Annotated in this window: 15 protein-coding genes; 6 read left to right on the top strand and 9 right to left on the bottom strand. The window is 48.8% G+C overall.

Features of this window, described 5'->3' with window-relative positions; translation table 11 throughout:
- Window positions 1-207 precede the first annotated feature (207 nt).
- The 4 genes from lexA (at window position 208) to glpK (ending at window position 3,769) form a co-directional block, all read left to right on the top strand.
- Window positions 208-822: a transcriptional repressor LexA gene (gene lexA, locus AC3IRK_RS05780; RefSeq protein WP_426355002.1), complete on the top strand. Its 615-nt coding sequence runs from the start codon at window positions 208-210 to the stop codon at window positions 820-822.
- Between the two features lie 30 nt (window positions 823-852).
- Window positions 853-1,323 (top strand): metal-binding protein, encoded by a 471-nt coding sequence (locus AC3IRK_RS05775; protein WP_426355000.1) that lies wholly within the window; start codon window positions 853-855, stop codon window positions 1,321-1,323.
- Between the two features lie 186 nt (window positions 1,324-1,509).
- On the top strand, window positions 1,510-2,214 hold the full coding sequence (locus tag AC3IRK_RS05770; protein ID WP_131502972.1) for an MIP/aquaporin family protein: 705 nt from the start codon (window positions 1,510-1,512) through the stop codon (window positions 2,212-2,214).
- A gap of 37 nt (window positions 2,215-2,251) precedes the next feature.
- Window positions 2,252-3,769 (top strand): glycerol kinase GlpK, encoded by a 1,518-nt coding sequence (gene glpK / locus AC3IRK_RS05765; protein WP_131502973.1) that lies wholly within the window; start codon window positions 2,252-2,254, stop codon window positions 3,767-3,769.
- Window positions 3,770-3,874: 105 nt separating this feature from the next.
- On the opposite strand, the gene dhaM is transcribed toward glpK, so the two are convergent.
- The 3 genes from dhaM to dhaK are packed head-to-tail and all read right to left on the bottom strand — an operon-like array spanning window position 3,875 to window position 5,824.
- Window positions 3,875-4,240 carry a dihydroxyacetone kinase phosphoryl donor subunit DhaM gene (gene dhaM / locus AC3IRK_RS05760; protein ID WP_131502974.1) on the bottom strand — a complete coding sequence of 122 codons (366 nt, stop codon included), beginning with the start codon at window positions 4,238-4,240 and terminating at the stop codon, window positions 3,875-3,877.
- Window positions 4,237-4,836, bottom strand: coding sequence for a dihydroxyacetone kinase subunit DhaL (gene dhaL / locus AC3IRK_RS05755; protein WP_131502975.1), 600 nt, complete (start codon window positions 4,834-4,836; stop codon window positions 4,237-4,239). Before dhaL ends, dhaM begins: the two co-directional genes overlap by 4 nt.
- Window positions 4,837-4,855: 19 nt before the next feature.
- Window positions 4,856-5,824, bottom strand: coding sequence for a dihydroxyacetone kinase subunit DhaK (gene dhaK / locus AC3IRK_RS05750; protein WP_489170491.1), 969 nt, complete (start codon window positions 5,822-5,824; stop codon window positions 4,856-4,858).
- A 166-nt stretch (window positions 5,825-5,990) separates the two neighbouring features.
- On the opposite strand from dhaK, the gene AC3IRK_RS05745 reads away from it, so the two are divergent.
- Both AC3IRK_RS05745 and AC3IRK_RS05740 read left to right on the top strand, forming a co-directional pair.
- Complete coding sequence (locus AC3IRK_RS05745; RefSeq protein WP_131502977.1) at window positions 5,991-6,686, top strand: AzlC family ABC transporter permease; 696 nt, start codon at window positions 5,991-5,993, stop codon at window positions 6,684-6,686.
- Entirely contained in the window at window positions 6,671-6,997 is a 327-nt protein-coding gene (locus tag AC3IRK_RS05740) for an AzlD domain-containing protein (RefSeq protein WP_131502978.1), read from the top strand. The genes AC3IRK_RS05745 and AC3IRK_RS05740 overlap by 16 nt, the downstream gene beginning before the upstream one ends.
- 85 nt (window positions 6,998-7,082) lie before the next feature.
- Here AC3IRK_RS05740 and AC3IRK_RS05735 read toward each other — a convergent pair whose 3' ends face one another.
- The 6 genes from AC3IRK_RS05735 to hflX form a co-directional block, all read right to left on the bottom strand.
- Window positions 7,083-7,352, bottom strand: a complete 270-nt coding sequence (locus AC3IRK_RS05735) for a GNAT family N-acetyltransferase (protein ID WP_188005316.1) — start codon at window positions 7,350-7,352, stop codon at window positions 7,083-7,085.
- A complete protein-coding gene (locus AC3IRK_RS05730) occupies window positions 7,352-7,564 on the bottom strand; it encodes a (4Fe-4S)-binding protein (RefSeq protein ID WP_131973105.1) in 213 nt (70 codons plus the stop codon). Before AC3IRK_RS05730 ends, AC3IRK_RS05735 begins: the two co-directional genes overlap by 1 nt.
- 91 nt (window positions 7,565-7,655) lie before the next feature.
- Window positions 7,656-9,002, bottom strand: a complete 1,347-nt coding sequence (glnA, locus tag AC3IRK_RS05725; protein ID WP_114596190.1) for a type I glutamate--ammonia ligase — start codon at window positions 9,000-9,002, stop codon at window positions 7,656-7,658.
- Window positions 9,003-9,047: 45 nt separating this feature from the next.
- Complete coding sequence (locus AC3IRK_RS05720; RefSeq protein ID WP_012369985.1) at window positions 9,048-9,446, bottom strand: MerR family transcriptional regulator; 399 nt, start codon at window positions 9,444-9,446, stop codon at window positions 9,048-9,050.
- Window positions 9,447-9,586: 140 nt separating this feature from the next.
- Window positions 9,587-10,864: a methionine gamma-lyase family protein gene (locus AC3IRK_RS05715; protein ID WP_131502983.1), complete on the bottom strand. Its 1,278-nt coding sequence runs from the start codon at window positions 10,862-10,864 to the stop codon at window positions 9,587-9,589.
- 2 nt (window positions 10,865-10,866) lie between these two features.
- Window positions 10,867-12,108 carry a GTPase HflX gene (gene hflX, locus AC3IRK_RS05710; RefSeq protein ID WP_188005315.1) on the bottom strand — a complete coding sequence of 414 codons (1,242 nt, stop codon included), beginning with the start codon at window positions 12,106-12,108 and terminating at the stop codon, window positions 10,867-10,869.
- Window positions 12,109-12,206: the final 98 nt, after the last annotated feature.

Below are 12,206 nucleotides of genomic sequence, written 5' to 3'. Positions count from 1 at the left end.
AAATCCCTCCAGTTAAAAATGTTTTTAGAATAGATGTTCTCGGAACAATTGTTCGCATAACTCATCTTAAACCAAGAACCGGTGTTCGGTCAACACAAAATGTCGAACAATTGTTTGTACGCTCATTTGTTCTATGTTATAGTGATTTTAGAAACATGTATTCCTATAACCTTCAAAAAACCAATCCGGAAAGAGGTGGCAATTCATATGCGGAAAATGTCGAAACGACAACAAGAAATCCTTGACTACATCGTTGCTCAAGTAAAACTGAAAGGGTATCCCCCTTCAGTTCGTGAAATCGGTGAGGCTGTTGGTCTTGCTTCAAGCTCAACGGTACACGGTCATTTGGATCGTCTAGAAAAACGCGGACTGATTCGCCGTGACCCAACTAAGCCACGTGCGATTGAGATATTGCTTGATAAAACTGATGAAAATCACGAAGCCATCGTTCATATTCCCGTCATCGGGAAAGTAACGGCCGGTTTTCCAATCACGGCCATCGAAAACATTGAAGAACATTTCCCGCTTCCTGCCCATTACGTCGGGAACGAAAATGTCTTTATGTTGACGATTGATGGTGAGTCGATGATCAACGCAGGTATTCTAGACGGTGACCGGGTCATCGTTCGTCAGCAAAACACAGCAGAGAATGGTGAAATCGTCGTTGCTATGACCGAAGATAGCGAAGCGACCGTCAAACGGTTCTTCTTAGAAGATCAACAAGTACGTCTCCAACCAGAAAATGATTCGATGGACCCGATGTATTTCGATAACGTCTCGATTCTTGGCAAGGTCATCGGCGTATATCGGACGATCCACTAAGCGAGGGACCAGCACAGCTGGTCTTTTTTTATGCCTTCTGGAAATGTACACGATACAGTCAATACCGTTGCTTTAACCGGCTATGTTGCGTATTCGGTCGCAACCCAGCAGACGGATTGGCTTCCAACCGCTGTCGGCATCGCCGTCGGCACCCTTTGGCTTTCACCAGACCTCGACTTGAAGTCCGAACCTTACTACCGGCACGGTCCTTTACGGGTCTTTTGGATGCCTTATGTCAAAATCATGCCCCACCGCTCCATCTGGTCGCACGGTTTGATCATCGGCGATCTCATTCGCCTGATGTACAGCGCCGCTTTTCTGATTCCGCTTTTATTTTTGGCGCTGTACCTGAAAATCATTGAATCGAGTACGGTCGATTCCTGGTTCGCGTCCATGCCTGCTTTCATCATCGGCGTCATGGTTGCCAGTACGATACATATTGTCCTTGATCACTCCAGCAGCTTCTTTCGAACAAAAAAGAAGCGGAAAAAGCGTCGTTGAAAATCCTTCGTTCATTGTAAAAATGAACGAAGGATTTTTTTAGTATCCATTATTCATTTTTTTAAACATAAATTAAGGAAATTTTAATCAAAGATTTGAATTAATTGTATTGAAAACGTTCTCAATTAGATGTAGGTTTAAATGGAAAGGCCATTATTTGCTTTAATCCAAAGGGAGGGTTTTTGCATGAGTAACTTTACAAGTGAGCTGATTGGAACAATGATTCTGATTTTGCTCGGCGACGGAGTCGTTGCAGGGGTTGTCTTGAGAAAGACGAAATCTGAGAACGGCGGCTGGATTGTCATTACATTCGCTTGGGGTCTCGCCGTCATGACGGGAGCATACATTGCTGCCTCGAGTGGTGCACATCTCAATCCTGCATTGACATTGGCGCTTGCCATGAATTCCGATTTACCGTGGGCAGACGTACCTGTCTATATCGCCGGTCAATTAATCGGAGCATTCATCGGTGCAGTACTCGTTTGGCTTCATTATATGAAACACTTTGAAGCGACTGATGATCAAGCAGCAAAACTGGGTGTGTTCGCAACAGGTCCGGCGATTCGCCATACACCGTCAAACCTGATTTCAGAAATCATCGGGACGTTTGTCTTGGTATTCGGAATCCTGTCATTTGGTCTGACAACATTTGGTGACGGACTGAAACCATTCATCGTCGGTCTTCTTGTCGTCGTCATCGGTCTCTCGCTCGGTGGTACAACAGGATATGCCATCAACCCGGCCCGTGACCTTGGTCCGCGGATTGCACACGCTATCTTACCGATTAAAGGAAAAGGTTCATCTGACTGGGGTTACTCGTGGATTCCAATCGTTGGTCCGATCATCGGTGGTGGAGTAGCCGTCTTGCTGTATCAACTGCTGCAAAACTGATTTTGTTTGACACCTACATCTCAAGGGGGATTTCAGCATGGAAAACAAGTACATCTTAGCACTCGACCAAGGAACAACAAGCTCACGCGCCATTATTTTTGACCACGATGGTCAAATCGTGAACTCTGCGCAACGTGAATTCAAACAATACTTCCCGCAACCGGGCTGGGTCGAGCATGATGCCAATGAAATTTGGGGATCAATCCTCGCTGTCATGGCGGATGCTCTCGGAACGGCTGATATCAAACCGAGCCAAATCGCAAGTATCGGAATTACGAACCAACGTGAGACGACGGTCGTCTGGAACAAAGAAACAGGTAAACCTGTCTATCACGCGCTTGTCTGGCAATCCCGTCAAACATCCGGTATCTGTGATGAGCTGAATGCACAGGGTCTGAACCAAACATTCCGTGATAAAACAGGTCTTCTGATTGACGCCTACTTCTCAGGGACAAAAGTGAAGTGGATTTTGGATAACGTCGAAGGGGCACGGGAACAGGCAGAAAACGGAGAACTTCTATTCGGAACAATCGACACATGGCTCGTTTGGAAGCTGTCTGGTGGAAAAACGCATATCACAGACTATACAAACGCTTCCCGGACATTGATGTACAACATTTACGAACAAAAATGGGATGATGAGTTGCTTGAAATCCTGACAGTTCCAAAATCAATGTTACCGGAAGTCCGTCAATCAAGTGAAGTGTATGACAATACCGTTCCGTATCACTTCTTCGGCTTCGAAATTCCGATTGCCGGAATTGCCGGTGACCAGCAAGCTGCTCTCTTCGGTCAAACATGTTTCGAACCGGGTGAAGGAAAGAACACGTATGGTACAGGTTGCTTCATGCTCATGAACACTGGTGAAAAAGCCGTTTCGTCTGACCACGGTCTACTGACGACAATCGCCTGGGGTGTCGACGGAAAAGTCGAATATGCACTCGAAGGATCAATCTTCGTTGCCGGATCCGCGATTCAGTGGTTGCGTGACGGCTTACGGATGTTGAAAAACGCGAAGGATTCAGAAGGTTATGCGTTAAAAGTCGATTCGACAGAAGGCGTTTACGTCGTTCCTGCCTTCGTCGGACTCGGTGCCCCGTACTGGGATAGTGACGTTCGTGGCGCGATCTTCGGCTTAACACGCGGAACGGAGAAAGAACATTTCGTCCGCGCGACTCTCGAATCCCTTGCTTATCAGACACGTGATGTCTTGACGGCAATGGAAAAAGATTCAGGCATCGAACTAAAAACGTTGCGTGTTGATGGTGGTGCGGTTTCGAATGACTTCTTGATGCAGTTCCAGTCGGATATCTTAGGTGTACCGGTTGACCGTCCGGAAATCAATGAGACAACAGCTCTCGGTGCTGCATATCTTGCTGGTCTCGCAGTCGGTTACTGGAAAGACAAAGCTGAAATCAAAAAACAATGGAAACTCAACCGTCAGTTCAAACCAGAAATGAAAGAAGACGATCGCGAACAGCGTTATGCCGGATGGCAAAAAGCGGTCGAAGCGACAATGGCGTTTAAACCGAACAAAAAAGAAGTCAACGCCTGATTTCTTTACTGGTATTCCCTCGCGGAATACCAGTTTTTTTGTTTTCCCTAAAAAAACAGGTTCGCTTCCTCTTCGGAAACGAACCTGTTAGTCGGATTACCTGTTTTACGAAAATTCTGCTTTGACGCCTGTTACGATATCATCCAGCGTTTTTGATTGACCACTTAAGACCGCTGCCAAAAAAGCGCCCTCTACCAGCGGTGCTTCGACGAACTGAACGTTCCGGTCCCCACTGTATAATTCTAAGGCCAGTTCCGCGTTCATCGTCGCCGATCCGATGTCGGTCAAAATTAAGCCGTCATCGTTCAACTCATTCATCGTCTCTTCAATTCGGGACGCATCGGTCCCGATACTGCCGTCCGCAAGCCCAGCTGCGAGTAACACGGGTGTATCCGGAGCCATTTCAGCCAATAGTTCCTTTAGTCCGGTCGCAAGCTTTTCACTATGGGAGACTAAAATCAAATTAATCATGACAAGACCTCCACAATCGAACGTAATAACAGTGAGCTTGATAACGCACCGGGATCCTGGACACCGACCGTTGCATCCCCAAAATAAGAAGCCCGTCCTTTTGTCGCCACACGCTCTTTTGTATCTGCCAATGCTTGATCGAGTGCTGCGTTCAAATCACTCTCTTGTTCCAGTGCTTCGTAAAACGGTGTCCAAATATCGACCATCGTTTTTTGTCCAAACTCTGATTTCCCGCGCATTTTAATCCCATCCGTCGCTTCTTTAAACGCCGCTGCCAGTTCCGCCCCTTCAACTTCTCTTTTCCCTTTAAACGCTCCGGCAAATTTAACGAATGCCGTACCGTAGAGCGGACCGGATGCACCTCCAACGGTTTTAATCAAGGTCATTCCGACTTGTTTTGATAAGACACCTAGATCTTCATACTCTTCTTGCGCCTCAAGTTCTTTTTGTACAGCCTGGAAACCGCGCGACATATTGATGCCGTGGTCGCCGTCACCGATTTCCCGGTCAAGATCCGTCAATTCATCTTTATGGTGTTCGAGATCGGCAGCCGCTTTAAGCAATGCTTTGCGGAATTCTTCAGTCGATAACTTCATCTATCTCACCCTCTTTTAATTAGAATCCGATTGCGTTCGTTTTTGCATCCAAGTAGCCGACCAGTTCATCGTCAACCGGAAGCAGCGTAATTGAGAAACCGTGCATTTCGAGTGATGTCATATAGTTGCCGACGAACGGACGAACAATCTCGTATCCTTTTGCCTGCAATTGTTCCGCGACATATTTATAGGTGATGTACAATTCCGATTCAGGCGTTCCGCCCATTCCGTTGACCATGACCGCTACTTTTTTATCGGTTACTTCCGCTGTCAATCGATCGAGTAATTCCGTCACGATGGCTTCGACGGAGGCAATCGGTTTCCGCTCCAGACCCTTTTCACCGTGAATCCCAATTCCGATTTCCATTTCATCCTCGTGCAAATCAAAACCGGGTTTACCGCTCTCCGGCATATAACATGGGGACAACGCCATTCCGATTGACCGGACGCCGGCAATGACTTTCTCAGCGACTGCTTTGACTTCAGCAAGTGATTTGCCCTCTGCTGCCGCAGCTCCGGCAATCTTGTGGACAAAAATCGTGCCAGCGACTCCGCGGCGGTCTTCTTCTTTTTTGATGGCGATATCATCCTGGACGATGACCGTCTCGACTTCGATGTCTTCGAGTTCGGCCAATTCTTTCGCCATGTCGAAGTTCATGACATCTCCAGAATAGTTTTTGACGACGAGCAGCACCCCTTTCCCACCGTCTGCCGCCTTGATTCCTTCAAGCACCATGTCAGGTGTCGGAGAAGTAAAGACTTCACCACAGACAGCAGCTGCGAGCATACCGTCCCCGATAAATCCGGCATGCGCCGGCTCATGACCGCTTCCCCCACCGGATACAAGGGCCACTTTCCCGTTCAACGGTTCTTTTCGTTTAATGACATTGACTCCGTCGACTTTTGCATAAAGATCAGGATGTGCTAAAACGAGACCTTCCACCATATCTGAGACAAACCGGTTCGCATCTTGCATTAATTTATCCATCTTGAACGCTCCTTCGTCTAACGAATTTTGCCGTACCACTTACTCTTTACCACAAATCGAGACGACTTATGTCAAGGAAACATATGAAAATATTGACCAGTTCATTTCCAATCCGTTTTGATGATGCTATGCTGATAACACATCATCGCGAGAGGAGTCACCTTCTATGAACGCTTCGTTTCAAGCAGGTATCAAAGCCTGTCTGCCGACCGTCCTCGGTTATCTCGGCATCGGATTTTCTGCCGGCATCGTCGGACGCGCCGCCGGACTCAGTCCGCTTGAAATCGGATTGATGTCCATCTTGATTTATGCCGGCGCTGCTCAATTCATCATTACGAGTCTACTGTTACTAAACAGTCCGTTTTCTGCCATCATCTTGACGACGTTCATCGTCAATTCCCGGCATCTTCTGATGAGTATGACGCTCGCACCGCGTGTTAAAAGCCGGCATTTCTTCGATCGGTTTGGAATCGGCGCTCTCTTGACAGATGAGTCGTTTGCCGTAGCCATGAATACTTCCTTAAAACGGCCGCTTGATGCACCATTCATGCATGGATTGAACATAACCGCTTATCTGAGCTGGATTGCCTCGACAGTCCTCGGAGCACTCGTCGGCAGTTGGTTCCCGGATCCGGAACGATTCGGACTGGATTTTGCTTTAACCGCGATGTTCATCGGGTTATTGTACCTGCAGTTTGAAAGCGAGCGGTCCCGCATCGCTCTAAATGGTCTGTTGCTCGTCCTTGTTTTCCTGTTGTTGTACATATCAATGCGCTATCTGTCACCGGAACTCGCCGTTTTATTCGCGACGATGATAGCTGCCAGTATAGGAGTTGTAATCTCACGATGGAAATCCGCTTAGAACTATTCGTCCTTTTTGCTGCCTGCGGTCTCGTCACGTTGATTCCGCGGATACTGCCGTTTTTGTTGATGCATGGTCTGACGTTACCCCGTCTGCTGACCGATTGGTTGTCGTTTATCCCGGTTTGTTTGTTAAGTGCTTTATTCTTTCAAAACTTACTAGTGGCACGAAACGGAGACTATCCGACACTCTCCCTTCTCCACCTCGCAGCATCCGTTCCGACCGTCCTCGTCGCCGTCAGCAGCAAAAGCCTTTCCTACACTGTCATCACCGGTGTCCTGTCGATGGCGTTGCTTCGTTTGTTTCTGTAAAACTTGTTCACAATAAATCAAAAAGACGAGGAGAACGGATCCGATGATCCGCTCTCCTCGTCTTTTGATAATTACACGCTTTCGATTAAGCCGATACATCTGCATAGTCCGGCGTCTGCTCGAACTCCCGTTTCGCGAACGGACAGAGCGGCAACAGCTTGACGTTTTCTTCGCGTGCCCACTCGACCATGGCTTTGACCAGTTGTTCGCCGATTTGTTGATTCCGATGATTCGGGTCGACATACGTATGATCAATGATCCACTTGCCGCCTTTTGTGTCACTGTACGTGATTTCCCCGACAACTTGCCCCTCTTGATAGGCTTCAATCTTTTGATCCGCTCGTTTAAATTCCATCATGCTTCCCTCCGTTCATACGATAAGGCGCCGCTCGGACAGCCATCGATGACCCGCATGACATCTTCGGCCGGGGCCCCGTCCGTTTCAATCCATGGACGCTTTTTAACATCAAAGACGGCCGGTAAACTCTTCACACAATGACCGGAATGGATACAGACTTCGGCATCAAAATAAACGGTGATCCCTTTTCCTTCATACGCCTTTTTCATTTAAAACGCCTCCTTGGTACAGAATTCGCTGTTACTGCTCCGAATTCCTCTACAAAAAAACGCCCGAACCAAGTCCGGACGTTTCAAGAGATTAGAACAAGACCATGTACTGATCGCGTTCCCATTCCGTGACTTGCGTCCGGAACATATCCCATTCGATTTCTTTCAGTTCAACGAAGTGCTCTGCGATGTGCTCGCCAAGTGCGTGCATGACGACGTCATCCGCTTTCAAGACTTCGAGTGCGTGGCTGAGTGTTGACGGAAGATCGTCAATGCCGTTTGCGACACGTTCCGGTTTGTCCATCACGTAGATGTTACGGTCGATTGGAGCCGGTGCTTTCAAGTTGTTTTTGATTCCGTCAAGACCTGAAGCGAGCAAGGTCGCAAGTGCCAAGTACGGGTTTGCTGCCGGGTCGACTGAACGGACTTCGATTCGTGTCGAGAGACCGCGGGCTGCCGGTACACGTACGAGCGGTGAACGGTTACGCGCTGACCATGCGACGTAGCAAGGTGCTTCATAACCAGGCACAAGACGTTTGTACGAGTTAACTGTCGGGTTACAGACAGCTGTGAAGGCACGGGCGTGCTTCAGGATACCGGCTGTGAACGCACGGGCATCATCCGACAATTGCATGTTGCTGTTCGCTTCGTCGAAGAAGACGTTTTCGTTGCCTTTAAAGAGAGACATGTTGGCGTGCATTCCTGAACCGTTGACACCGTAAAGCGGTTTTGGCATGAATGTCGCGTGTAAGTTATGTTTCGCTGCAATCGTCTTAACAACGAGTTTGAACGTTTGGATGTTATCCGCCGTTGTGATCGCGTCAGCGTATTTGAAGTCGATTTCGTGTTGTCCCGGTGCGACTTCATGGTGAGATGCTTCGATTTCAAAGCCCATGTTTTCAAGCTCGATGACGATTTCCTTACGGCAGTTTTCACCGAGATCGACTGGTGCTAAGTCAAAGTAACCGCCTTGGTCATTGAGTTCAAGTGTCGGACGGCCGTTAGCATCCTTCTTGAACAAGAAGAATTCTGGTTCTGGACCAACGTTGAATGAAGTGAAGCCAAGCTCTTCCATTTCTTTAAGTACACGTTTGAGTTGACCACGCGGATCTCCAGCAAACGGTGTGCCATCCGGATTGTAGATGTCACAGATGAGACGTGCGACTTTACCCGTTCCGTCTTCTGTCCATGGGAAGACCACCCATGTGTTGAGGTCTGGGAAGAGATACATATCTGATTCTTCAATGCGGACGAATCCTTCGATTGACGAACCATCGAACATCATTTTGTTATCAAGTGCTTTTTCCAATTGGCTCACTGGAATTTCAACGTTCTTGATCGTACCGAGGATATCTGTGAACTGTAAACGAATAAAACGTACATCCTCAGCTTTAGCGATTTTCATAATGTCTTCTCGTGTAATGTTGCGACGTGTCATGTGACAAATCCCCTCTCCGGCTCTTTTTTATATGGTAACAGGTGCTTACTTGAAAAATCGTCCGAGCTCACCTTGGATGAGTGACGTTTTCCCATGTCGCCCTGCTTCCTGCAATTCATTTTTCAGGAGTTTATACAATTCGCCATCTGATAATTCCGGACGGGCCGTAACGACCTTCTCCGCAACTCGTTCGCGCTTGACAAGATCATTGTCAAAAATCATTTTAATCCCTGCGATATTCAGTCCCTGGTCCAGATATTCCTTGATCGATAACAAGCGATCGACATCGTTGAACGAATAGAGGCGACGTTTCGTCTCTGTCCGCTCCGGCTTGATCAATCCTTGTTCTTCGTAATATCGGATTTGTCGGGCAGATAACGCGGTCAACTCTTGAACGACTCCGATGGGGAATAGTGGCTTGGACTGTCGTGATAAGTCTGCCATTTCGTTCCTCCTTTTTCCTTACCTCATGAGAATAAACCTCTGTGAGGCAAGTTGTCAAGAGATGTAAGGAAAGTTAACATGACTTTCTTACAAGTCAGACGTCCTGCGTAACAGAGGTCTTTTCACATCAAGCTATTTTTTTAAACCTGTTGCGGTTGAATCAATTGTTGTTCCATTAATTGATTGACGGCCGAGACAATCGCGATTCTGACGTGACTGTAAGTCAGTCCGCCCTGGACATAGGCCGTGTACGGTGCCCGGATCGGACCATCTGCCGATAACTCGATCGATGATCCTTGAATGAACGTTCCGGCAGCCATGATGACATCATCTGCATATCCCGGCATATAATCCGGAATCGGCAAGGCTTGCGCATTGACGGGAGACGCCGCTTGAATCGCCTGACAAAAGGCAATCATCGGCTCAGGTGCATGGAAAGAGACCGACTGGATCAAATCCGTCCGTTCTGCTGCATAGTGCGGTGCTGTATCGAATCCGAACTGTTCCATCATGCTCGAGGTGAACATCGCCCCCATCAGTGCCTGACTGACCGTATGCGGGGCCATGAAGAACCCTTGATACATGTCCTGCAGCGAATAAAGCGACGGACCGGCCTCGGCACCGATTCCCGGTGTCGTCATTCGGAACGACGCCCGTTCAATCAAATCGCGGCGTCCGACGAGATAACCGCCTGTCTTCGCGAGACCGCCACCCGGATTCTTGATCAGTGAGCCGGCCATCAAATCCGCTCCGACATGGGTCGGTTCGATCGTTTCAACGAATTCGCCGTAACAGTTGTCGACGAAGACGATAACGTGCGGATGTTGCGCCTTGATGGCTTCAATCGCTTGACCGATTTCTGCGACAGGCAAGCTCCGGCGTGTCGCATACCCTTTTGAACGCTGGATCCCGACGACTTTTGTCTTGTCCGTGATTCGGGCGAGGACAGCATCCAGATCAATCGTCTCTGCCTGTTTCATCTCGACGACGTCATACGTGACACCGAGTTCTTTTAACGAGCCGCGGCCGTCACCGCGGATACCGACGATTTCTTCGAGTGTATCGTACGGTTTACCGGTGATGTACAGCAGTTCGTCTCCCGGTAACAGCAAACCGAACAACGCGATGCCGATTGCGTGGGTCCCGCTGATGATCTGCGCCCGGCAGAGTCCGGCTTCCGCTCCGAAGACCGCTGCGTAAATCCGTTCGAGATTATCGCGGCCCTCATCGTTGTAGCCGTAACCTGTCGACGGCATGAAGTGAAAGTCACTCACTTTATGCTCACGGAAGGCATTCAGGACACGGAACTGATTCTGTTCCGCGACTTGTTGTGCCTTGCGAATACCGGGTGCGATTTTTTCTTCCGCCCGCTCGACGAACGGACGGATTGTTTCATAATGCGTTAACTCTGTAAACATGCTTACACCTCGTATTGTTTCAATGTCGAGTACAGACGTGTATCTTTGCGCAAGTAGCCTTTCAAGGTCACGGAGCCGTCCTCTTCATATTGTTCTGTTAAATTCATCATGACTTCTTTTGCCGGATTGTAATGGGCAAATGCGTTGACCGGAATCCGGATCTCGAGATATTCGAGAATCTCACTGATCGCTTTTTCGATTTCGACGGTCAGGCGTTCGATATCTGCCGGATCGAGTGCCGAAATCAACAGTTTTCCACCTGTGAACAATTTCGTTAACCGGTCTTTTTTATTGAAGACTTCAAGTTGCGGGATATCCCCGGCACCGAGCTCATCGAGAACATCATTGGTCGTCTGCATCTGATTGAGATAATGTTCGCTTGACGCATCGATGACATGAATGATCAGGTCTGCCTCAAGCACTTCTTCGAGTGTCGACCGGAATGCGGCAATTAGTTTCGTCGGCAAATCCTGAATGAATCCGACGGTATCGGTCAGGAGGATCTGTCCGCCTTCCGGTAAGTCGAACTGACGCGTCAACGGATCGAGTGTCGCGAATAATTCATTTTTTTCGTACGTGTCGGCATTGGTCAACCGGTTGAAGATGGTGGACTTCCCGGCATTCGTATATCCGACAAGGGCGATTTGGAACGTCTGGTTTTCCTTCCGGCGTTCGCGGTAGCGGGCACGGTGGGCAACCGACGTTTCGAGCTGTTTCTTGATTTCGTCGACACGGCGGCGGATGTGCCGGCGGTCTGTCTCAAGTTTTGATTCACCGGGACCACGAGTCCCGATCCCGCCGCCGAGGCGGGACAATTGTGTTCCTTGTCCGCTTAAGCGCGGCAACAGGTAACTCATCTGGGCGAGTTCGACCTGGAGCTTCCCTTCCCGCGACTGGGCACGGCCGGCGAAGATGTCGAGAATCAACTGGGTCCGGTCGATCAATTTGATCGATTCCGGATCTTCGAGGGCAATCCGGATGTTTTTCATCTGCCCCGGCGTGACTTCGGCATTAAAAATAATCAAATCCGGTTCGAGTTCCTGTGCCAATGCAACCAGTTCCTCAACCTTCCCTTTTCCAATAAACGTGCGGCGGTCGATCGATTGACGTTTTTGATCGAGTCGTCCTACCACGACGGCGTGCGCAGTCGTAACGAGTGCTTCGAGCTCCGCGACCGATTCTTCATAAATATGATCCGGTACACCGGGGAGCTGACAACCGACGACGATAACGCGTTCTGACATAGAATCATTCCTTTCAAAATAACAAACCTTCTGCGTCCCTAATCATACCACACGGACCTGCCGTCTGAACATTTTTGGACAGGAAACATCCGTTCGGT

This window comes from Exiguobacterium sp. GL_137, assembly GCF_057834585.1.
Note: the sequence above shows the minus strand (reverse complement) of the source record. Positions and strands in the feature narration are given on the sequence as shown.